At 69.8% G+C, this 22172-nt stretch carries 20 protein-coding genes; 13 read left to right on the forward strand and 7 right to left on the reverse strand.

What is annotated here, in order from left to right:
- Window positions 1-73: 73 nt before the first annotated feature.
- Entirely contained in the window at window positions 74-1198 is a 1125-nt protein-coding gene (locus MW290_RS10985; RefSeq protein ID WP_250194697.1) for a DUF1615 domain-containing protein, read from the forward strand.
- Between the two features lie 7 nt (window positions 1199-1205).
- Window positions 1206-1982 (forward strand): exodeoxyribonuclease III, encoded by a 777-nt coding sequence (gene xth / locus MW290_RS10990; RefSeq protein WP_250194698.1) that lies wholly within the window; start codon window positions 1206-1208, stop codon window positions 1980-1982.
- On the opposite strand, the gene MW290_RS10995 is transcribed toward xth, so the two are convergent.
- Window positions 1975-2235, reverse strand: coding sequence for an SWIB/MDM2 domain-containing protein (locus MW290_RS10995; protein WP_250194699.1), 261 nt, complete (start codon window positions 2233-2235; stop codon window positions 1975-1977). The two genes, xth and MW290_RS10995, sit on opposite strands and share 8 nt — an antisense overlap.
- 96 nt (window positions 2236-2331) lie before the next feature.
- Window positions 2332-3363 carry a LacI family DNA-binding transcriptional regulator gene (locus MW290_RS11000; RefSeq protein WP_250194700.1) on the reverse strand — a complete coding sequence of 344 codons (1032 nt, stop codon included), beginning with the start codon at window positions 3361-3363 and terminating at the stop codon, window positions 2332-2334.
- A 197-nt stretch (window positions 3364-3560) separates the two neighbouring features.
- Between MW290_RS11000 and MW290_RS11005 the strand changes: the two genes are divergently transcribed.
- The 7 genes from MW290_RS11005 to MW290_RS11035 are packed head-to-tail and all read left to right on the forward strand — an operon-like array spanning window position 3561 to window position 10833.
- Window positions 3561-4595: an ABC transporter permease gene (locus tag MW290_RS11005; RefSeq protein ID WP_250194701.1), complete on the forward strand. Its 1035-nt coding sequence runs from the start codon at window positions 3561-3563 to the stop codon at window positions 4593-4595.
- A 24-nt stretch (window positions 4596-4619) separates the two neighbouring features.
- Window positions 4620-5618, forward strand: coding sequence for a substrate-binding domain-containing protein (locus MW290_RS11010; protein WP_250194702.1), 999 nt, complete (start codon window positions 4620-4622; stop codon window positions 5616-5618).
- Window positions 5618-7171: a sugar ABC transporter ATP-binding protein gene (locus MW290_RS11015; RefSeq protein ID WP_250194703.1), complete on the forward strand. Its 1554-nt coding sequence runs from the start codon at window positions 5618-5620 to the stop codon at window positions 7169-7171. Before MW290_RS11010 ends, MW290_RS11015 begins: the two co-directional genes overlap by 1 nt.
- Window positions 7168-8211 (forward strand): ABC transporter permease, encoded by a 1044-nt coding sequence (locus tag MW290_RS11020; RefSeq protein WP_375142747.1) that lies wholly within the window; start codon window positions 7168-7170, stop codon window positions 8209-8211. Before MW290_RS11015 ends, MW290_RS11020 begins: the two co-directional genes overlap by 4 nt.
- Before the next feature lie 44 nt (window positions 8212-8255).
- Window positions 8256-9269 (forward strand): dihydroxyacetone kinase subunit DhaK, encoded by a 1014-nt coding sequence (locus MW290_RS11025; protein WP_250194704.1) that lies wholly within the window; start codon window positions 8256-8258, stop codon window positions 9267-9269.
- On the forward strand, window positions 9269-9934 hold the full coding sequence (locus tag MW290_RS11030; RefSeq protein ID WP_250194705.1) for a DAK2 domain-containing protein: 666 nt from the start codon (window positions 9269-9271) through the stop codon (window positions 9932-9934). The genes MW290_RS11025 and MW290_RS11030 overlap by 1 nt, the downstream gene beginning before the upstream one ends.
- The gene (locus MW290_RS11035; protein ID WP_250194706.1) at window positions 9931-10833 is read left to right on the forward strand and encodes an NAD(P)-dependent oxidoreductase; all 903 of its coding nucleotides are present in this window, start codon (window positions 9931-9933) and stop codon (window positions 10831-10833) included. Before MW290_RS11030 ends, MW290_RS11035 begins: the two co-directional genes overlap by 4 nt.
- Here the strand turns inward: MW290_RS11035 and MW290_RS11040 are convergent.
- Window positions 10830-11867 carry an AraC family transcriptional regulator gene (locus tag MW290_RS11040; protein WP_250194707.1) on the reverse strand — a complete coding sequence of 346 codons (1038 nt, stop codon included), beginning with the start codon at window positions 11865-11867 and terminating at the stop codon, window positions 10830-10832. The genes MW290_RS11035 and MW290_RS11040 overlap by 4 nt on opposite strands.
- Before the next feature lie 96 nt (window positions 11868-11963).
- On the opposite strand from MW290_RS11040, the gene MW290_RS11045 reads away from it, so the two are divergent.
- The 3 genes from MW290_RS11045 to MW290_RS11055 all read left to right on the forward strand — a co-directional run bounded on the left by MW290_RS11045 (window position 11964) and on the right by MW290_RS11055 (window position 15699).
- On the forward strand, window positions 11964-13397 hold the full coding sequence (locus MW290_RS11045) for a coniferyl aldehyde dehydrogenase (protein WP_250194708.1): 1434 nt from the start codon (window positions 11964-11966) through the stop codon (window positions 13395-13397).
- Between the two features lie 5 nt (window positions 13398-13402).
- Complete coding sequence (locus MW290_RS11050; RefSeq protein ID WP_250194709.1) at window positions 13403-15055, forward strand: GMC family oxidoreductase; 1653 nt, start codon at window positions 13403-13405, stop codon at window positions 15053-15055.
- 116 nt (window positions 15056-15171) lie between these two features.
- A complete protein-coding gene (locus tag MW290_RS11055) occupies window positions 15172-15699 on the forward strand; it encodes a DUF3016 domain-containing protein (RefSeq protein ID WP_250194710.1) in 528 nt (175 codons plus the stop codon).
- A gap of 69 nt (window positions 15700-15768) precedes the next feature.
- Here MW290_RS11055 and MW290_RS11060 read toward each other — a convergent pair whose 3' ends face one another.
- From MW290_RS11060 to MW290_RS11075, 4 genes are all read right to left on the reverse strand, one after another.
- Window positions 15769-16197 carry a zinc-binding metallopeptidase family protein gene (locus MW290_RS11060; RefSeq protein WP_250194711.1) on the reverse strand — a complete coding sequence of 143 codons (429 nt, stop codon included), beginning with the start codon at window positions 16195-16197 and terminating at the stop codon, window positions 15769-15771.
- Between the two features lie 17 nt (window positions 16198-16214).
- Window positions 16215-18290, reverse strand: a complete 2076-nt coding sequence (locus tag MW290_RS11065; RefSeq protein ID WP_250194712.1) for a zinc-binding metallopeptidase family protein — start codon at window positions 18288-18290, stop codon at window positions 16215-16217.
- A complete protein-coding gene (locus MW290_RS11070) occupies window positions 18287-18838 on the reverse strand; it encodes a PEP-CTERM sorting domain-containing protein (protein ID WP_250194713.1) in 552 nt (183 codons plus the stop codon). The genes MW290_RS11065 and MW290_RS11070 overlap by 4 nt, the downstream gene beginning before the upstream one ends.
- A gap of 276 nt (window positions 18839-19114) precedes the next feature.
- Complete coding sequence (locus MW290_RS11075) at window positions 19115-21034, reverse strand: DUF885 domain-containing protein (protein WP_250194714.1); 1920 nt, start codon at window positions 21032-21034, stop codon at window positions 19115-19117.
- Window positions 21035-21167: 133 nt separating this feature from the next.
- Here MW290_RS11075 and MW290_RS11080 point away from each other — a divergent pair, with 133 nt between their 5' ends.
- Window positions 21168-22169, forward strand: coding sequence for a BMP family protein (locus MW290_RS11080; protein WP_250194715.1), 1002 nt, complete (start codon window positions 21168-21170; stop codon window positions 22167-22169).
- Window positions 22170-22172 lie beyond the last annotated feature (3 nt).

The raw sequence follows: 22172 nt of genomic DNA on the forward strand, positions 1-22172 counted from the left end.
CCGAGAATCGGCCATGCACGTCCAAGCGCTTCCCCGATCGTCTTCCCCAGCACTGCCAGGCCGGCGTTGCACCGTGGCCGCGTGGGCCGCAGGCGCACTGGCCTGGCTGAGCCTGCTGCTGGCCGGCTGCGCCACGCCGCCGCCGGCGGCCGAGCCCGGCCTGCCACCCAGCCAGGCCCGCGAGCTGGTGCGCCAGTTGCTGCCCGCCACCTTGCCCGATGCCGGTGGCTGGGCCACCGACGTGGTGGCCGCGATGGCGGCGCTGCAGCTGCCGGTCACGCCGGCCAACCTGTGCGCCGCGCTGGCAGTGACGGAGCAGGAATCCACCTACCGCGCCGACCCGGCCGTGCCCGGCCTGGGTGCCATCGCCTGGCGCGAGATCGAACGCCAGGCCGGCCAGGCCGGCGTGCCCATGCTGCTGGTGCGTGGCGCGCTGCAGATCACCTCGCCCAATGGCAAGAGCTACGCCGACCGCATCGAAGGCGCCAAGACCGAGCGTGAGCTGAGCGAAACCTTCGAAGACCTGATCGGCATGGTGCCGCTGGGCCAGCGCTTCCTGGCGGGCCGCAACCCGGTGCGTACCGGTGGGCCGATGCAGGTGAGCATCGCCTTTGCCGAAGCGCATGCCCGCCAGCGGCCGTACCCTTACCCGGTGACCATCAACATCCGGCATGAAGTGTTCACCCGCCGCGGCGGCCTGTACTTCGGCGTGGCCCACCTGCTGGACTACCCCGCCGCTTATCCGCAGATGCTGTACCGCTTCGCCGACTTCAATGCCGGGCACTGGGCCAGCCGCAATGCGGCCTTCCAGCAGGCGGTGAGCCTGGCCTCCGGCATACCGCTGGCGCTGGATGGCGACCTGGTACGGCCCGGCGCCAGCGGCGACGACCCGCCCGGCAGCACCGAGCTGGCGGTGCGCGTGCTGGCCACCCGGCTGGACATGAGCCCGTCGGCTATCCGCCGCGACCTGGAGCAGGGCGAAGAGGCCGGCTTCGAGCGCAGCCGCGTGTACGAGCGGGTGTTCGCGCTGGCCGAGAAGCTGGAGGGCCGCACCCTGCCGCGCGCGGTGATGCCGCGCATTGACCTGCAAAGCCCCAAGATCACCCGCAAGCTCACCACCGAATGGTTCGCCAAGCGGGTGGACGAGCGCTGGCGCCGCTGCATGGCGCGTGCGGGCGCCGCCACCCCACCTGTCTAGACAAGCCATGAAGATCGCCACCTTCAACGTCAACGGCGTCAACGGCCGGCTGCCCCGGCTGCTGGAATGGCTGGAAGAAGCACGGCCCGACGTGGCCTGCCTGCAGGAGTTGAAGACCTCGGACGCCACCTTCCCCGAGGCGGCCATCCGCGATGCCGGCTACGGCGTGCTGTGGCATGGGCAGAAGGGCTTCAACGGCGTGGCCGTGCTGGCGCGCGGCACCGACCCGATCGAAAGCCGCCGCGGCCTGCCCGGCGACGCGGCCGACACCCAGAGCCGCTACCTGGAGGCGGTGGTGGACGGCGTGGTCATCGCTTCGCTGTACCTGCCCAACGGCAACCCACAGCCCGGCCCCAAGTTCGACTACAAGCTGGCGTGGATGGAGCGTTTGATCGAGCATGCGGCCACGCTGCGCGACTGTGGCGCGCCGGTGGTGCTGGCCGGTGACTACAACGTGGTGCCCACCGATGCGGTGGCCGACATCTACTCGACGCGCTCGTGGAAAAAGGATGCGCTGCTGCAGCCCGAATCGCGCGCGGCGTTTGAACGCCTGCAGGCCCAGGGCTGGACCGACGCGCTGCGGGCTTTGCACCCGGACGCGCCGCTCTACACCTTCTGGGATTACCTGCGCCAGCGCTGGCAGCGCGATGCCGGCCTGCGCATCGACCACCTGATGCTCAATGCACCGGCGCGTGAGCGCCTGCAGGCGGCCGGCGTGGACAAGGCCGTGCGCGGCCGCGAAAAGGCCAGCGACCACGCACCGGCCTGGGTCGTGATCAGCTGAGGTGCTTGCCGACCAAGGCGGTCATCTCGAACATCGTGACCTCGTCTTTGCCCATCACGGCCTTGAGCGCGCCGTCGCACAGGATGTTGCGCTTGTTGGCGGGGTTCTGCAGGTTGTGGGCCTTGATGTAGTCCCACACGCGCTTGGTGACCTCGGTGCGAGCCAGGGGCTCGTCACCCACGATCTTCGCGAGTTCTGCGCTGGGCTTCAGGGGCTTCATGAAAGCACCCGACTTCTTTGCGGCGGTGGCCATCGTCTCTTTCTGTAGCAGTGAACGGCCGCCGAGGATAACCGCCTCGGGCGACGGCCTGTTTTGCAAGCTGTGTACGGCCGGTGTCGGCGCCGCGGCTCAGCGTTGCGGCGGGCTGGCCACGCTGGCGCGTTCCACCAGGTTGGCGCCCACCATGATCTTGACCGCCGGGGCGCGTTCGGTGGCGCGCACCAGGTCGTCCAGCAGCTTGATGGCCTGATAGCCGATCTGCCGCTTGGACACGTCGATGGTGGTCAGCGGCGGGTCCATCGCCGCGCTCATTGGCAGGTTGTCGAAACCGATGATGGACAGGTCCTGCGGGATGCGGATGTTGAATTCACGCAGCGCCTTGATGCAGCCGTAGGTGATGATGTCGTTGGTGCAGAACAGGCACTCGGGCACCGCCAGCCCGGCCTGCAGCTTGGCCAGCATGTCCTGGTAGGCGCCGTCGTAGGTGGAGTCCACCGTGATGATGTCGCGTGCGCGCACCGGCAGGCCCAGCACCTTCATGCCGTCCATGAAGGCTTCGCGCCGCAGCCGGAAGTTGGTGGTGGCCACGTTGCTGGCCACGAAGCCGATGTGCCGGAAGCCCCGCTGCGCAAAGTGCGACAGGATCTTGAACACCGCGTCGCGGTTGTTCATGTTCACGAAGTTCTGTTCCAGCAGGTCGTAGTGGGTGTCGATGAACACCAGCGGCAGCGGCACGCCTTCGAACAGCCGCACGTCGTCTTCCGACAGCTCGGTGCCCAGCACCACCACGCCGCTGAGCGATGTGCCCGACAGCGAGGCGACGATGTCTTCCACCGGCGTGCCTTCGTAGCTGACGATCTCCAGCTTGTAGCCGTTGGCGCCGGCTTCGTGCGACATGCCGTCGATGTAGTCGGCGATGAAAGTGTTGTGGTCGCGGTTCACGGTGTGGCCGTGCTTGGCGATCTTCAGGAAGCGCAGCGTGCCGGTGTGCGCGGGCGTGCCGGCCTTGGGGCTGCGCGGCGCGTAGTTCAGGCTGGCGGCCGCCTGCAGCACCCGCGCCCGTGTTTCTTCCGAGATGCCGCCCTTGCCGTTGAGCACCAGCGAGACGGTGGCGGCCGAGACCTGCGCCAGCTGGGCGATGTCTTTGACGGTGGATGACATGGGCTTCTGGCTTTAATCAAACGTTCACTAAATTCTAGTTGAACGACTTCCGCCTAAGAGGGCGGATATTGACGTCTCGGGGTCGGTGCTGACAGGGTTTGTCCGGATCATGCGTTCAGTGAAACGACCTACGATGTTCATTAAACGAAGTGGCTGTTGTTCAGTGCGTTCACTAAACGCCAACGCCGCTTGAACCGATGAAACCCAAGCAAGATCCCCAACTGCTGTTCCTCGTGGGCATCAACCTGCTGGTGCTGCTGGCGGGCTCGGTGTTGTCGCGCGGCGCCTTCATCGACCCCTACAACCTGCAGTCCATGGCCAGCCAGCTGCCCGAGCTGGGTCTGCTGGCCGCCGGCGTGATGCTGGCCATGTGCGCCGGCAATGGCGGCATCGACCTGTCCGGCATTGCGCTGGCCAATCTGTCGGGTGTGCTGTCGGCGCTGCTGGTGGGCCGCTGGTTGTCGGCCGATGAAGCGCCGCTGCTGTTCACGCTGGCCTTCGCCAGCGTGGCGCTGGCGGTGGGCCTTCTCGGTGGGCTCATCAACGGTCTGCTGATCGCGCGGCTGGGCCTCACGCCGATCTTGTGCACGCTGGGCACGCAGCTGCTGTTCACCGGGCTGGCGGTGGTGCTGTCGGGCGGGCCGTCGGTGCGTGTGGGCAGTGCCGAGCCGCTGATGGAACTGGGCAACGGTCTCTTCCTCGGCCTGCCCTGGTCCTTCCTGCTGTTCTGCGCCGTGCTGCTGGCGCTTGGGGCGGTGCTGCGCTTCAGTCCCTTCGGCGTGCGCCTCTTCCTGATGGGCACCAACCCGCAGGCTGCGCGTTATGCCGGCTTTCCGCAGGCGCGGCTGCTCATCACCACCTACGGCGTCTCGGGCCTGCTGGCCGGGCTGGCGGGTGTGCTCATCGCTTCACGCAACGTCAACGTGAAGTGGGACTACGGCCAGTCGTACCTGCTGATCGCCATCCTCATCACGGTGATGGCGGGCGTGAAGCCCGAAGGCGGCCATGGCCGCGTGGTCAACCTGTTCCTGTCGACCACGGCGCTGCAGCTGCTGTCCAGCATGCTCAATTTCGCCGAGCTGTCCAACTTCTTCCGCGACTTTGCCTGGGGCCTGCTGCTGCTGCTGTTCCTGGCCGTCGGCCGCGTGAACCTGCGCAGCCTGATGCCGCGCGATACCGCCCCGATCACCGTTTCGATGCAGCCCCCTCCTGCGCCGAAGCGTCCGTCCTGAGGGTCAAGAACCGGAGACAACCCCATGCAATTCGTTCCCCACAAGGCCTGCCTGGTCGGCGCGGTGCTGGCCGCCACCGTCGGCACCCTGGCTGCGCAGGACAAGCCCACCATCGCCACCGTGGTCAAGATCAGCGGCATTCCCTGGTTCAACCGCATGGAAACCGGCGTCAAGGAATTTGCCGCCAGCACGCCCACCGTCAACGCCAGCCAGAGCGGCCCGGCCACGGCCGACGCGGCCCAGCAGCTCAAGATCATCGACGACCTGGTGGCGCGCAAGGTGAATGCGCTGGCCGTGGTGCCGATGGACCCGGCCGTGATCGAAGGCGCGCTCAAGCGCGCGATGGACCGCGGCATCGTGGTGGTGACGCACGAGGCCGACAACCAGAAGAACACCCAGGCCAACATTGAAGCCTTCGACAACGCCGCCTATGGCACCGCGCTGAACGAGCGCCTGGCCAGCTGCATGGGCAAGCAGGGCAAGTGGACCTCGTTCGTCGGATCGCTGGGCAGCCGCACCCACCTGCAGTGGGTGGACGCCGGCGCCAAGAACGCCGCCAAGTACCCCGGCATGCAACTGGTGGACGCCAAGAACGAGTCCTTCGACGACGCCAACAAGACCTACGAGAAGGCCAAGGAGATCCTGCGCAAGCACCCCGACATCAAGGGCTTCCAGAGCTCGGCCGGCAACGATGTGATCGGCATCGGCCGCGCCATCGAAGAAGCGGGCCTGGCCGGCAAGGTGTGCCTGGTGGGCACCGGCCTGCCCAACCCATCGGCCAAGCTGCTGGAGTCGGGCGCCATCACCGCCATCGGCTTCTGGGACCCGAAGGACGCCGGCCTGGCCATGAACAAGGTGGCCAAGCTGCTGCTCGAGAAGAAGCCGCTGACCAACGGCATCGACCTGGGCGTCAAGGGTTATGACAAGGTCACCGTCACCAAGGGTCCGGGCCAGGGCCTGCTGCTGGTGGGCAATGCGATGGTGATCGCCGACAAGGCCACCTACAAGAACTACATGTTCTGATGACCATGGCTGCGTTCCTGGAGGTGCACGGCATCCACAAGCGCTTCGGCGGTGTGCATGCGCTGCGCGGCATTCACGTCACGATCGAGCGGGGTGGCATCTACCACCTGCTGGGCGAAAACGGCTGCGGCAAGAGCACGCTCATCAAGATCATCTCCGGGGCGCAGCCGCCCGACGAGGGCTCGATCCGGCTGGAAGGCCGCGACCACGCGTCGCTGACGCCGATCGAGGCGTTGGCCGCCGGCATCGAGACGGTCTACCAAGACCTCTCGCTGATTCCCAACCTGTCGGTGGCCGAGAACGTGGCGCTGTCGGAGCAACTGGTGCGCGCCCAGGGCCGCCTGGCGCGCCGGCTCGACGACCGGCTGCTGCGTGACACTGCCCGCCGTGCGCTGGCCACCACCGGCCTGCCCACCGACGACGGCTTCCTGGCCACCGTGGTCAGCGAGCTGCCGCTGGCGGTGCGCCAGCTGGTGGCCATCGCCCGCGCCATCGCCACGCGGGCCAAGCTGGTGATCATGGACGAGCCCACCACCTCGCTCACCCGGCGCGAGGTGGACAACCTGATCCGCGTGGTGGGTGAGCTGCAGCGCGACCAGGTGGCGGTGCTGTTCGTCACCCACAAGCTGGACGAGTGCTACCGCATCGGCGGCCAGGCCATCGTGTTCCGTGACGGCCAGTGCGTGGCCCAGGGCCCGATCAACAGCTACACCAAGGCCGAGCTGGGCCAGCTGATGACCGGCCGCTTGATCGACGGCACACGTTACCGGCAGGCCGGCGCGGCGGCGGCGGGTGCGGCGCCGCTGCTGCAGCTGCAAGGCCTGGGCTGCGGCCGGCACTTTCAAGACGTGAGCCTGAGCGTGGCGCGCGGCGAGATCATCGGCATCACGGGCCTGGCCGACTCCGGCCGCAACGAACTGGCGCTGGCGCTGGCCGGCGTGATGGCGGCCACGCAGGGCCAGATGCTGATGGAAGGCCGGCCGGTGCAGGTGCGCCAGCCGTCGGACGCCATCGCGCACGGCATCGGCTACGTGCCGGAAGACCGGCTGGCCGAGGGCTTGTTTCTGGACAAGCCCATCCTGGCCAACATGGCGGCGCTGGTGCTGGACAAGCTGCGTGGCCGCCTGGGCCTGCTGGACGCGGGCAAGTCGCGCGCGCTGGCGCAAGACCTGGTGCAGGAGCTGCGCATCGCCACGCCCAATGTCGACCTGCCGGTGCAGTCGCTGTCGGGCGGTAACCAGCAGCGGGTGCTCATCGGCCGCTGGCTCACCATCGCGCCGCGGCTGCTGCTGCTGCACGGCCCCACGGTGGGCGTGGACGTCGGCTCGAAGGACACCATCTACAAGGTCATCCAGTCGCTGTCGGCCAAGGGCATGGGCCTGCTGGTCATCAGCGACGACCTGCCCGAGCTGCTGCAGAACTGCGACCGCATCCTGGTGATGCGCAACGGCCGCATCGCCGCCGAATACGCGGCCGATGCGGTGCAGGAAGAACAACTGGTGGACGCGATGCTGGCATCGGACACCGACGCGCCGGTGGAGGCCCTGCCATGAATACCTCGCTCACCGCGGCTAATGGCGCCGCGCTGGCTGCGCGCGACCGGCCCGGCCGGATGCAGGGCCTGCAGCGTCTGCTGGCGCGCCGGCCCGAGCTCTTCACGCTGTTCCTGCTGGTGGCGCTGTGCAGCTTCGTGGCCATCGCCAACCCCGCGTTCCTGTCGGCGCAGACGCTGATCGACATCGCCCGCGCCAGCGTGGTGATCGGCCTCTTCGCGCTGGGCGTGTTCGTCATCCTGGCCGCGGGCGGCATCGATGTGTCCTTCACCGCCATCGCCGCGCTGTCGATGTACAGCGTCACGCAACTGGTGGTCACGCATGTGCCGCAGGCGCCGCTGCCGCTGGTGTTCCTGGCCGCGGCGCTGGGCGGCGGGCTGCTGGGCTTTGTCAACGGGCTGCTGGTGCATGGGCTCAAGGCGCCTTCGCTGATCGTCACCATCGGCACGCAGTACCTGTTCCGCGGCGTGCTGCTCACCTTCATCGGCACGGTGTGGATCACGCAGCTGCCCGACCAGATGGACAGCTTCGGCAAGATTCCGCTGATCGCCTTCGAGTCGCAACGCGGCGCGCAGGTCATCCTGCCGGCCTACTTCCTGGTGCTGCCGGCCGCCGCGCTGCTCACCTGGTGGCTGCTGCGCCGCACGCTGATGGGCCGCGCCATCTTCGCGGCCGGCGGCAGCCTGGCCGTGGCCGAACGGCTGGGCTACAACGTGCGGGCCATCCACTTCTTCATCTTTGCGTACACCGGCGCGCTGGCCGGCGTGGCCGGGATGATCCACGTGTGTGCCAACCGCCTGGCCAACCCGTTCGACCTGGTGGGCATGGAGATCGACGTCATCGCCGCCGTGGTGCTGGGCGGGGCGCGCATCACCGGCGGCACCGGCAGCGTGCTGGGCACGCTGCTGGGCGTGCTGCTGGTGGTGGTCATCAACAACGTGCTGATCATGGCCGGCGTGCCCAGCACCTGGCAGCGCGTCGTCGTCGGCGCATTCATCCTGGTCGCGGGGGCCTTCTTCGTGGTGCGCAAGCGCCGCTGAAAACCTGCCGCCACCCACCTCCCAAGAAGGAACGAGGAGCACACATGAAGAAGTTCTTGAACGAGCCTGAGGCCTTTGTCGACGAGATGCTGGAAGGCATTTATGCCGCCCATCCGCAGCAGCTCACCTACGTGGCCGACGACAAGCGCTGCCTGGTCTCGGTGGCGCGCCAACCCGGCAAGGTGGGCCTGGCCACCGGCGGCGGCTCGGGCCACCTGCCGCTGTTCCTGGGCTACGTGGGCCGCGGCATGCTGGACGGCTGCGCCGTGGGTGGCGTGTTCCAGTCGCCCAGCGCGCAGCAGATGTTCGAGGTCACCAAGGCCATCGACCAAGGCGCGGGCGTGCTCTACATCTACGGCAACTACACCGGCGACATCCTGAACTTCGACATGGCCACCGAGCTGGCCGAGATGGAGAACATCCGCGTGCTGTCGGTGGTGGGCAACGACGACGTGGCCTCGTCGGTGCAGGGTGAAGAGCACAAGCGCCGCGGCGTGGCCGGCATCTTCTTCGTCTACAAGGCCGCGGGTGCCGCGGCCGAAGAAGGCATGTCGCTGGACGAGGTCACGCGCGTGGCCGACAAGGCCCGCCTGGCCACCCGCACCATGGGCGTGGCGTTGAGCAGCTGCATCGTGCCCGAGGTGGGCCACGCCACCTTCTCGATCGGCGAGCGCGAGATGGAGATCGGCATGGGCATCCATGGCGAGCCCGGCATCCGCCGTGGCCCGCTGCTGCCGGCCGATGCGGTGGTAGACGAGATGCTCAAGCCCATCCTGGCCGAGCTGCAGCTGGGGCAGGGCAGCGAGGTGGCGGTGCTGGTCAACGGCCTGGGCGGCACACCGCAGGAAGAGCTGTATGTGATGTACCGCCGCATCCACCAGGTGCTGGGCGGCCAGGGCGTGCAAGTGGCCCAGGTGCACGTGGGCGAGTTCGCCACCGCGATGGAGATGGCCGGCGCGTCGATCTCGCTCATCAAGCTGGACGACGAGCTCAAGCGCCTGATCACCGCGCCGGCCGACACGCCGTTCTTCCGTCAACACCCGCAGGCGGGCCGGTGATGGATCGCATCGGCAAGCCCGAGCTGGCGGGCCTGTTCCAGCGACTGCGCGAGGTGTTCTCCCAGCAGCGCGAGGCGCTGATCGCGCTCGACGGCAAGGTGGGCGACAGCGATCTGGGCATCACGATGAACAAGGGCTTCATCGCCGCGCACGAGGCGGTGCTGGCCCAGCTGGCCGCGGGCGGCACCGACGGCATCGGCAAGCCGCTGCAGATGGCCGGCATGGCCATCGCCAAGGCGGCGCCTTCCACCATGGGAACGCTCACGGCCACCGGCTTCATGCGCGGCGGCAAGGCGCTGCTGGCGGCCGAAGCCATCGGCACCGCGGAGCTGGCCGCCTTCTGGCGTGCTTACCACGACGGCGTGGTGGAGCGTGGCAAGGCCAAGCCCGGCGACAAGACCCTGGTGGACGTGCTTGGGCCGCTGCTGCAGTCGCTGGAAGCATCGGCTGCGGCCGGCTTGCCGCTGCGCGAAGCCCTGGTGCAGGCCGAGGCTGTGGCCGCACAGGCATTGGAAGCCACCAAGACCATGACGGCGCAGCACGGCAAGGCGGCGGTGTTCCGCGAGAAGTCGGTGGGCCTGCAGGACGCAGGCGCCACCGTGGGTCATCTCATCATCCAGGCCATGCGCGACCACGTCGTGCAGGCACACGAAGGGCAATCATGAACATCGCCGTCATCGGCACCGGGGTGCTGGGCACCGGCGTGGGCCTGACGCTGCGCCGCCACGGGCATGCGGTGCGCTGCTGGAACCGCACACCGGCCAACGCGCAGGGCCTGGTGGAAGGCGGCGCCACGCTACATGCCACGCCGGCCCAGGCCGCCGAAGGCGCCAGCCATGTGCTGCTGCTGGTGTGGAACGAAGAGGCGCTGCGCAGCGTGCTGGAAGGACCGGACGGCCTGCTGCAGGCGGCGCAGCCGGGCCAGGTGTTCATCGACATGAGCACCCAGCTGCCCGCCACCGCGCGTGACCTGGCGGCCCGCTTCCAGGCTGCGGGCGCGCTGTTCGTGGATGCACCGGTGCACGGCAGCCGGGCCGAGGCCCATGCCGGCGGCCTGTGGATCATGGCCGGCGCCAGTGCCGAGGCCTGGGCCGCGGCGCAGCCGGTGCTTCAGCAGCTGGGCGCCTCGGCCCGGCACATGGGTGAGGTGGGCGCCGGTTGCGCGGCCAAGCTGTGCGGCAACCACCTGGTCAGCACCATCGTCGCGGCGCTGGCCGAATCGCTGGCGCTGGCGCGCAAATCAGGCCTGGACGGCCACCAGCTGGTGGACGTGTGGAGCGAGAGCGACTTTCGGTCGCCCATCGTGGAAGGTGCCGGCCGCGCGATGTGGGACGGTCAGTTCGACGTCTCGTTCCACCTGCGCACCATGGTCAAGGACACGGAGCTGATCCGCAACCATGCCGAAACCCTGGGCGTGCCGGTGATGCTGTCCAACACCGTGCATGAGCTGAACAAGGTGGCGCAGAACCTGGGCTGGGGCGAGCTGAATGCCACCGCCATCTTCAAGCTGTGCGAGCTGATGGCCGGTATTCCGCCGGCCGTGGGCAGCCCGTCCCGGCCCTAGTCGATGGCCGCCGCCAGCTGTCGCCGGTACGCCGCCGGCGACAGGCCCTGCCAGCGCTTGAAGGCCTGCGAGAAGCTGGACAGGTCGGCGTAGCCCAGCCGTTCGGCGATGCGGGTTATGGGCAGCGCAGGGTCGCGCAGCAGCTCGCGGGCCTGTTCGGCCAGGGCGGCGGCACGCACCTCGCGGTAGCTGGTGCCTTCGGCCTGCAGCCGGCGGCGCAGCGTGCGTTCGCTGGTGCTGGTCAGCCCGGCCAGCGCACCCACTGAGGGCCGGCTGTCGCCCGGCGTGGCGGCCAGCACCTGCTGCACCAGGGCCTTGGTGCCTTCACGCACCCGCCAGCGCTCCACCAGCTTGGCGCACAGCTCGTCGCACATCGCGGCCGAGATGGGGTTGGCCGAGGGCAGCGGGTGCGGCAGCCAGCGCGCATCGAAGCCCAGGCAGTAGCCCTCGCCATCCCAGCGCACCGGCGCGCCGCCCAGGTGGGTGAGGCCGGGGCAGGGCCGGTGGGCGCGGCCACGGCCGCCTTGCAGCTCCACCCGCTGCAGCTGCAGGCCGGGGCCGCCCACTTCCAGCACCAGCGAGGCCGCGGCCGCCAGGTCGCGCTCCACCAGGAAGCGGCTGAGGCCGGGCGCCAGGTCGGGCGGGCGCATCTGCAGCAGGCACAGGCCGTCTTCGATGCGCTGCTCCACCCTCGAGAAGGCATAGCTCAGCGGAATGAAGCGCAGCGCCCGCGCCATCGCTTCGCCCACGGTGGCGCTGCACACCAGGCCGTAGCCCCACAGGCCGAAGGTGGAGAAGCGGTAGCCCTGGCCCACCTGCAGCCCCAGCCCGGGCGGGTGGCCCGCGAGCCGCAGCAGGTTTTCCACCACCCGCAGCTCCTGCAGCGCGCTCAGCTCGAAGTTGGGGTCTTGCAGATGTTGCGGCGCAATGCGGCTGCGGGCCAGCAGGTCGTCCTGGCTGAAGCCGCGCGCCAGCCCGAACTCCAGCACCACTTTCACACTGGCGGGGCCGCGTGCAAAGTCCCAGAAGTTCATGCTGCGTGCGGTTGGGTGGTCGATTTGGCCGAAATCATAAAGCCGCGGACCGTTTGCCCCATGGACGCCGGCGCCGGCTGCCCCCACCATGCGGCCATGCGTACCGAGCAGTTCCTCACCACGGACGATGCGCTGGGCCAGGCCTTCGCCGCACAGCGTGCCGCCTTCGCCGCCGACCGGCACCCCAGCTTTTCGCAGCGCCTGTCGCGGCTGCAGCGCCTGCAGCAGCTGCTGCAGGCCCATGAAGCCGAATTCGTCGAAGCCATCCGTGCCGACTTCGGCGGCCGCAGCACCCACGAGACCCGGCTGGCCGAGCTGTTCGTGCTGGAGGCCGGCTTGTCCCACGCGCGCCGCCACCTGCGCCGCTGGATGCGCCAGCGCAGGGTGCGCACGGCGCTGCATTTCCGGCCCGGGCACAACCGCCTGCTGCCGCAGCCGCTGGGCGTGGTGGGCATCGTGGCGCCCTGGAACTACCCCTTGCAACTGGCGCTGGGCCCGGCGGTGGCGGCGCTGGCCGCGGGCAACCGGGTGCTCATCAAGCCCTCGGAGCTGACGCCCCGTCTGTCGGCCGCGCTGGCCGCCGCGGTGGCGCGCCACTTCCACCCCACCGAGCTGTGCGTGCTCACCGGCGATGCCGAGCTGAGCCGGCGCTTTTGCGCGCTGCCCTTCGACCATCTGGTGTTCACCGGCTCCACCGCGGTCGGCCGCAAGGTGGCCCAGGCCGCCGCCGCCAACCTCACGCCGGTGACGCTGGAGCTGGGCGGCAAGTCGCCCGCGCTGTTCGATGCCAGCGTCGATCTGGCACAGGCGGTGCCGCGGCTGGCGGTGGGCAAGCTCTTCAATGCGGGGCAGACCTGCATCGCGCCCGATTACCTGCTGCTGCCGCGCGGCATGACGGACGCGCTGGTGCAGCACCTGCAGCAGGCCGTGGCCCGGCTGTACCCGACGCTGCGCGACAACCCCGACTACACCGCCATCGTGAGCGACGGCCACCGCCGGCGGCTGCAGGCCCTGCTGGACGACGCCCGCGACTGCGGCGCCCGCCTGGTGCCGCTGAACCCGGCGGGCGAAGACCTCCAATCCGGCACACCCAAGCTGGTGCCCACGCTGTTGCTGGGCGCCACGCCGGCCATGCGCGTGATGCAGGAAGAGATCTTCGGCCCGCTGCTGCCGGTGGTGACCTACGACACGCTGGACGAGGCGCTGGCCTTCATCAACGCCGGCGACCGGCCGCTGGCGCTGTACTGGTTCGGCCGCGACGCCGCCGCGCGCGAGCGCGTGCTGCGCGACACGCATGCCGGCGGTGTCACCGTCAACGACTGCCTGTGGCACATGGGGCAGGAAGACCAGCCTTTCGGCGGTGTGGGCGCCAGCGGCCAGGGCGCGTACCACGGCCAATGGGGCTTCGATCGCTTCAGCCACCTGAAGCCGGTCTACCAGCAGTCGCGGTTCACCGGCGCGGTGCTGTTCCGCCCGCCTTATAGCCGTCTGTTCGAGCGGCTGCTGGGCGTGCTGCGTCGCTGGGTGTAGGCCGCATGTCCGACGTGTTCGACTACATCGTGGTGGGGGGCGGCTCGGGCGGTGCGGTGATGGCAGGGCGGCTGAGCGAAGACGCCGGCACCCGCGTGTGCCTGCTGGAAGCCGGTGGCCGTGGGGATCACCCGCTGGTGCGCACGCCCATGGGCACCGTGGCACTGCTGCGCACGCGGCTGCACAACTGGGGCTTCGAGACGGTGCCGCAGGCCGGCCTCAACGGCCGCCGCGGCTACCAGCCGCGTGGCAAGGGCCTGGGCGGCTCGTCGGCCATCAACGCGATGATCTACGTGCGCGGCCACCGCAGCGACTACGACGGCTGGGCCGCGATGGGCGCCACTGGCTGGTCGTGGGACGAGGTGCTGCCCTACTTCAAGCTCAGCGAACACAACGAGCGGCTGCAGGGCCCGCTGCACGGCCAGGGCGGGCCGCTGTGGGTGGCCGATTCACGCACCGGCAATCCGCTGCACCAGCGCTTCATGCAGGCGGCGCAACAGGCGGGCTTTGCGCTCAACGACGACTTCAATGGCGAACGCATGGAAGGCCTGGGCGCCTACCAGCTGACGCAGAAGAACGGCGAGCGCTGGAGCGCCGCCCGCGCCTACCTGCTGCCGCACATCGGCCGCCGGCCGAACCTGCAGGTGCACACCGGGGCGCAGGTGCTCAGGGTCTTGTTCGAAGCCAGGCGCGCCGTGGGCGTGGAGCTGCTGCAGGGTGGCCACCGGCGCCAGCTGCGGGCGCGGCGCGAGGTGCTGCTGTGTGCCGGCGCGCTGCAGACGCCGCAGCTGCTGATGCTCTCGGGCATCGGCCCGCAGGCCGAACTGGCGCGGCTGGGCCTGCCGGTGCTGCAGCACCTGCCCGGCGTGGGCCGCAACCTGCACGACCATCCCGACTTCGTCTTTGCCTATGAGCTGCCCACGCTGGATGCGGTGGGCTTCACGCTGGGCGGCGGCCTGCGCATGGCGCGCGAGGCCTGGCACTACCTGCGCCAGCGGCGCGGCATGCTCACCAGCAACTTCGCCGAATGCGGCGGCTTCGTCAGCAGCCGGCCCGGCCTGGTGGCGCCCGACCTGCAGCTGCATTTCCTGGTGGCGCTGATGGAAGACCACGGCCGCCGGCTGCACCGCGCGCATGGCGTGTCCTGCCATGTGTGCCTGCTGCGCCCGCACAGCCGCGGCACGCTGACGCTGCGCAGCGCCGATCCGCTGGCCGCGCCGCTGATCGACCCCGCTTTCCTCAGCGACCCGCGCGACCTCGACGACCTGGTGGCCGGCTTCAAGCTCACCCGCCGCTTGATGCAGGCACCGGCGATGGCGGCCGGCGTGCGGCGGGAGGTGTTCACCGCGGGCATCGAGACCGATGAGCAGATCCGCGCCGTGCTGCGGGCGCGCACCGACACCGTCTACCACCCGGTGGGCACCTGCCGCATGGGCCGCGACGACGGCGCGGTGGTCGACCCGCATCTGCGTGTGCGCGGCGTGCACGGGCTGCGGGTGGTGGACGCTTCGGTGATGCCGGCCGTGGTCAGCGGCAACACCAATGCGCCCACCATCATGATCGCGGAGAAGGCGGTGGACCTGATCCTTGGCCGCAGCCGGGCGCATGGAGCCAGCATGCCGGCGCCGGTAGGCGCCGGTGCCGACGTGCCTGCCTGATCACGGACGGCGCGGCAAGCCGCGCCGTGGCTCACCCGCGTCGCTGGCGCGGGCTTGCGGCCCGGCTAAGCTCTGCAGCTTGCGGATGCCATCGAGCGCGCCCGCTGGGAGTCGACATGTTGCTGTCCCGTTGCTTTGCCCGGTGGGCCCTGGCCGCCGGGGCCGGCCTGGTGATGCAGGCCGGCATCGCCGCGCCGGCGCAGGTGAGCGTGACGCTGGTGCAGCCCGCGCAGTTCACCGACGCCGGCTACAGCCACCGCACCGCCACGCCGGCCGAACTCGAGCGGCTGCAGCAGGCCTTGCAGGGCGCGCTGCAGCCGCTGGCCGAGCGCCGCCTGCCGGCGGGCGACCAGCTGCAGGTGGAGGTGCTGGACGTGGATCTGGCCGGTGAGCTGCAGATGCTGCGCTGGCCCACCGGCGGCGAGCTGCGCGTGATGCGCGAGATCACCTGGCCGCGCATCACGCTGCGCTACCGCCTGCTGCATGAAGGCCGTGAGGTCAGCAGCGGCGAGCAGCGCCTCTCGGACCTCAACTACCTGGCCGGCCGCCCACCCGGCGGCGACAGCGAACGCTACGACCCCGAGCGGCGGCTGATGCAGCGCTGGTTCGAGCAGACCTTCGGCCCCGCGTCCGCGGCGCATTGAAGGGGCAGGCCCGCCCGCCGGCCGGCGAGACGGGCCCGGGCGCCTGGACGGGGCGCCCTGCCTGCGGCCTTACCGGACCGAGGCGCGTATCCAGGCCGGTGCACCGGCCGTGAGGTCGCCCACCTTGACCCCGCGGAAGTTGTTCTCCGCGGTGGCGCCGGCATTGGCCAGCTCCGTCAAGGCCGCCACCAGCGACTGGTAGGCAGGCGCGTTGGCGGCGGTCAGCCGCACCTCGATCAGCCCGTCCGATGCAATGCTGTTGACCGAGTTGCCACCTGTCAGGTTCATGATCAGGTAGCTGCCGGCCGGCAGGTTCTGCTGCATCAGGATGGCGGTTCGGCCGGCGGCATGCAGGGCGCTGGTGCGCCCGTAGTTGCTGCTGCTGTGGCCGCCAGGGCCTTGGAACTCGATGCGCACCAGGCCCGTCTGCTGGGCCTGCACCGACAGGCTGGCCGCGGCCAGGCCGGCCAGCGCCAGGGTACGAAGAAATCGCTTCATGCTGTGTGCTCCTGGGCTCAACGCGCGGCTTCGCGCGTGCGGCGGCCGATGGGGCCGGCCGCGGGCTGGACGATGCTGCCGTCGGCGGCATGGAAGCCGGCCACGGTGAGGATGCCGGTGAGCGTGCGGTGCATGCGCTGCACCTCCACCGTCGGGCTGCCGCGGGTGCCCCATTCCCAGAATGCGTGGCCGCCCGCACCGGCCGCGTTGGAGGCCAGGCTGAACTGCCAGGTGGGAACGCCGGTGTTGGCCGGCACGTTGTCGTTGAGGCTGGACGAACCGGTGCTCACCGTCAGCGTGCTGGAAGCACCGGTGGCGATGCCCGACTGCAGGCCCGCATGCACCGCCGGGTTGTCCACACTCTGCGCCACGTAGGCCGGCCGCAGGCCGTACCAGTCCAGCTGCATGGTCACCGCCTCGGCGCTGCCGTTGGCGCGGCCGTAGCGGGCGTTCTCGGCCGTCACGCCGGCCTGGAACATCGGCTCGATCACGCTGCGGATCTCGTTGAGCGTGTCGACCTGCGGCGAGCGCATGTCCACCTCGATCGAGCAGCTGGGCACCACGCTGCCACCGGCGGGCACCGGTTCGCAGCTGGCGCGGCCCACGGTGTAGGTGGTGCGCGGCGCATTGGGGCGCTGCTCCTGGGGGGCCTTCACGTCGGCGATGCGCGCGATGGCCGCGGCCATGGCCTCGGCCGCGCTGGGGCGGCCGGGTCCGGGCGAGGCCGGTGCCTTGAAGCGCATCTCGAAGCGGTAGCTGCCCAGGAAGTTGACGATGCCGCCGCCTTCCAGGCCGAAGTTGGCCACGAAGTTGAGCGGATTGGAGCCCGTGCCCAGCGCCTGGTCGAAGCCGTAGAGCTGCTTCATGCCGGCCAGGTTGCCCTTGCCTTCTTCACCCGCGGTGCCGCAGATCCAGATGTCGTAGACCGGCTTGATCTTGTGCTTCTTCATGGCCGCGGCCAGCACGAAGCCGTTGGAGGTGCTCGACATCATGTCGCCATAGCCGGGCACGTAGATGCGCACGCCGCCGCCGTTCTGCGCCGCGGTGGCATTGGTGAACCACTGGCTCGCGACGTTGTACTCGCTGTTCTCGACGATGCGGTTGCTGGCGTCGAAGGACAGCTCGGTCGGTATCGCGGCCAGCTGCGCGGGCGTTTCCACCACGGCCTGCGAATACGGCTGCAGCTTGATGTGGTTCCACGGGTCGGTGGCCGGCGGCTGCGTCTCGGGGTTCACCACGTCGATGTGGCCTTCCAGCAGCACCTTGGGGAACTGGCCCTTGTAGCTCTGCGCGTCGGCCCGGCTCGAGTACGAGCCCTTGATCATCACGCAGGCGTTGTACACGGGCTGGCCATCGACGATCTGCACGTCGCTGCCGGCCAGCTGGCCATCGGCGCGCGTCATCACTTCGTTGGGCGCGAAGCCCCATTCGTTGACCATACGCCGGTGGATCTCGGCGGCCGACCGGTACTCCTCGCGCGAAGGCGATGGGATGCGCACCAGCTCCAGGAACTGGTTCCAGCGCGACTTGGCGGCCGTGGGCGTGCTCTGGTCGTCGAGCAGCGCCTTGACCTGCGGGTCGGCCGAGATCCTGGCGGCGGCGGCGGCCACTTCGGCCGGCACCGTGGCCTGGTTGACCGGCGTGCTCAGGTTGGCCACGGTCCACACCAGCGCGGCGGCATCGAAGGGCAGGCTGCGGTCATGGCGCAGCGTGATGGTGCCGAAGGGCCGGGCGGTGCCATTGGCTTCCACCGCACCCAGCGGCACGTTGCCGCGCATCACCGTCGTGCCGCTGCCGGCACCGGTGAGCTGGGCCACGCCATTGGTCAGCGCGCTCGCGTTGTTCTTCACCTCAATGTTGAAGACGTAGTCGAACACCGTGCGGCTGACCCGGGTCTCGCTGACCTTGACCAGCGTGACCACGCGCCCGTCGGCGGTGACGGCCGAGGTGGCCGCGGTGTTGGCCGCCAGTGCCGTGGCCGTGCCTTCGGTGGCGGCACCGGTGGCGCTGCCGGACGATTCACCGCCGCCGCCGCAGGCGCTGAGGCAGGCCGCGGCCACCAGGGTGAGCGAAAGGGTGGACTTGGTCTTCATGCGATGGTCTCCGCTTGCCAGCGGTCTTGCCGGCGTTGGCGCGCGGCGCGCAGGCCCAGCATGCCCAGGCCGAAGGCGGCCATCAGCATCGTGGCGGGCTCAGGCACGGCGGTGACGGTGGTGATGCCCGCGGCCACCGGGTTGAAGTCGGCATCGCTGAGCAGATAGGGCAGCGCGCCCGGCGTGGCTCCACCCGCCAGCATGAACGAGAAGCGGAAGCCGCTCACCGATTGCCCGGCCGACAGTGGCGGGATGCCCGCCAGCATGAAGCTGTCGAAGGCCCCGGGGTCCTGCAGGCCCGCAGCGGGCTGGAACACCATCGAATCCCAGCCCCCTGGCGTGGCCACCACGGCCAGGTCGGTGGCATCGGCGATGTCGATGGTGAAGCCGGCGAAGCTCGCGGACCCCGCTTCCTGGACGACGCGGAAATCCACCAGCCAGCTGCCGCCGCCCAGTGCGCTGTAAGCGCTTTCGATGACGGTCGCCTGGGCCAGAGAGGCACTGAGCGACAACGCGGCCACGGCGGCCGCAATGAACGTTCTCTTCACTTCTTTCCTCCTGTTCCGGAAGCCTGGGGCCAGGCTCCTCCGGTACCCCAGGCAGCCTGGCGTACGGAGCGCCTTTCCGCAGATTCCGTGCCGTTGGCGGCGCGGCTTGGCAACCGGATGTAGTTGTCTCGGAGGAAGGAGCAAAGACGTGATTGGCGGGCGCCGAACCGAAACGGAAAAGCGACGCCAGCGATCTCGCGCGGGTCGGTTCTTCGTGCGGCCGCGGTGGGCTGGCCGGCCGCTACGAGCGCATTGGTTACACCGCGCGGCGATCGATCAGGGGCGTTGCGAGGCGGACGATGTGGCCGCGATCCAGTCGTCGATGCGGGCGGCCAGCACCTGCATCGGCAGCGAGCCGGCATCCAGCACCTGGCGGTGGAAGGCCTTGACGTCGAAGCGCGGCCCCAGCGCCTGCTGGGCGCGCAGCCGCAGTTGCTGGATGGTCATCGCCCCGATCTTGTAGGCCAGCGCCTGGCCGGGTATGGCGATGTAGCGTTCCACTTCGGCCGTGACTTCGCTGCGGCTCATAGCCGAGTGGCTCAGCATGTAGTCGATGGCCTGCTCACGCGTCCAGCCGAAGGCATGCAGGCCGGTGTCCACCACCAGCCGCATCGCGCGCAGCATCTCGTCGTTGTAGTGGCCGAGGCGTTGGTACGGATCGGTGAACAGGCCCAGCTCCGGCCCCAGGCTTTCGGCATACAGCGCCCAGCCCTCGTTGTAGGCGGTGTTGCCGCCATAACGCTGCTGCTTGGGCAGCGCGGTGTTCTCGGCCGCGAGCGAGCCCTGGTAGTGGTGGCCGGGCACGGCCTCATGCAGGTACAGCGTTTCCATGCCCCAGGTGCGGCGGCTGGGCAGGTCGTGGGTGTTGAACTGGAAGACGCCCGGCTGTCCCGACTCCAGCGAGCCCGCCGTGTAGCTGGCAGCGGCCGCCGCTTCGGCCTGATAGTCGGGCGTGGGGCGGATGGCCAGCGGCGTGCGCGGCATTTCGCCGAACAACCGCGGCATCGCCTGCGCCACGCGCTGCCCGATGGCCGCATAGCCGTCCGCCAGCGCCTGCGCGCTCGCCGGGGCGAAGCGGGCGTCGGCGCGCAGCTGCTCGAAGAACTGCGGCAGCGTGCCGGCAGAGCCGACCTCGCGCATCACCGCCTGCATGCCGCCTGTGATGCGCGCCACCTCTGACAGGCCCAGCCGGTGCACGGTGGTGGCGTCCAGCCCGGTGGTGGTGTGGGCGCGGATCAACCAGCCATAGAAGTCGGCGCCACCCGGTAGCGCCGACAGGCCCACGCTGTCGCGCGCGGCGGGCAGGTAGGTGCCAGCCAGGAAGCGCGACATCTGCGTCAGCGCCGGCCGCAGCCGGTCTTCCACCAGCTCGGTGGTCTCGCGGGTCAGGCGCTCGCGGTCGCCGGGGCTGAAGCTGGCAGGCATCTGCCGCACCGGGCCGTAGAAGGGCGAGTCGGTGACGCTTTGCGTGGCCAGCTGGTCGAACTGTGCGATCAGCTTGGCCACCGTCACCTTGGGCTGCACCACGCCGCGGGCGATGCCTTGCTGCATCTGCGCGGTGGCCAGGCCCAGCCAGGTGATGAAGCCGTCCAGCCGCGACAGGCCGGCCTCGTAGTCGGCCACGGTGCGGTAAGGCGCGGCCGACTGGCCGGAGGACAGCTCGGCGATCAGCAGGTGCCAGCCGCCCAGCGGGTCCAACGGCATCAGCGGCCACAGGTGGGCCACCGGCGCTGCGTTTTCTTCCAAGGCCAGCTGGCGTGACCAGCGGAAGGTGTCGTAGGCCGCGCGGTCGCTGGCGTCCAGCGCCTCCCGCGGCACGGCGTCCAGCAGGTTCAGCTCGGTCTGCGCGGCCTCACGCTCGGCCACCACCTGCGCGGGCGATCCGGGCTCGCCGAATTGGCCGGCGCGCCGCAGGTCGCCTCGGAAGAGGCCGGCCATCGGGTTGCGGTCCAGCATCGCCTCGTCGCTGGCGTCCATCAGGGCCCGCAGCTGGCGGCTGGCCTGCTCGGCCAACCGGGCCCGGGCGCCGGGATCGGGCACACCATTGGGCATGCCGCCGGTCGCACTGGGCGCGGCTGCGGGCGGCGTGGTGGCCGGGCCGGCGGGCGGTGCCACGCCGGCACAACCCGCCAGCAGCAGGCTGGCGGCCAGGTGGAGGAGGGCCGGCGCCCGGGTGGGGAAGGTCGGAACTGCCATGCCCGCGCTTATACGCCGCGCATGGCCTGCCACCGATGCTTTTGCCAACAACCCGAAACACACCCGCAGCCCCGGTCGGCATCGATCGCCGCGCCACAATGGCGGCCAGCATTGCCATCTGCATGGAGTACGCATGTTCCTATCCCGTCGCCAGGTCATCGCCGCCGCTGTGGCCGCCGGCATGTCCCTGGCGCTTGCCGCCGCACCGGCCGCCGCGCAGTCGCGGCTGAAGGTGGCGGCCGTCTACACGGTGCCCGTCGGCCAGCTCTGGGTCGGCCGCATCGACAAGGCCTTGAAGGCCGCTGCCGCGCGCGGCGAGATCGACTACGTGTTCAGTGAGAACGTGGCCGCCGCCGACTACGAACGGGTGCTGGCCGAGTACGCCGAGCAGGGCCATGCGCTCATCGTCGGCGAAGCCTTCGCGATGGAGGACGAGGCCCGCAAGGTGGCCCGCAAGTTCCCGAAGACGGCGTTCCTGATGGGCAGCAGCGGCAAGCCGGCCAGGCCCAACTTCGCGGTGTTCGACAACTACATCGTCGAGCCCGCCTTCCTGACCGGCATGATCGCCGCAGGCATGAGCAAGAGCGGCAAGATCGGCCTGGTGGCCGGCTACCCGGTGGCCGAGACCAACCGGCTGATGAACGCCTTCATGGCCGGCGCGCGCGACGTCAACCCGAAGGCGCGCTTCCACGTCACCTTCATCGACAGCTGGTTCGACCCGCCCAAGGCCAAGCAGGCCGCCTTCGCGATGATCGACCAGGGCGTGGACGTGCTGTACGCCGAGCGCTTCGGCGTCAGCGACGCGGCCAAGGAGCGCAAGGTGCTGGCCATCGGCAACGTGATCAACACGCAGGACAAGTACCCCGAGACGGTGGTGGCCTCGGCGCTGTGGAACATGGAGCCGACCATCGACGCCGCGCTGGCGGCGGTCAAGGCCAGGAAGTTCAAGGCCGAGGACTACGGCCGCTACTCGATGATGAAGGTGGGCGGCGGCGAGCTGGCACCGCTGGGCACCTTCGAGGACAAGGTGCCCGCCGCGCTCAAGGCCAAGGTGGCTGCGCGCGAGAAGGCGATGCGCGAAGGCAAGTTCAAGGTGCGCATCAACAACGCCGAGCCGCGCGGCAACGCCCGCTGAGCG

Source organism: Aquincola tertiaricarbonis, assembly GCF_023573145.1.
GTDB classification, from domain to species: domain Bacteria; phylum Pseudomonadota; class Gammaproteobacteria; order Burkholderiales; family Burkholderiaceae_C; genus Aquincola; species Aquincola tertiaricarbonis_B.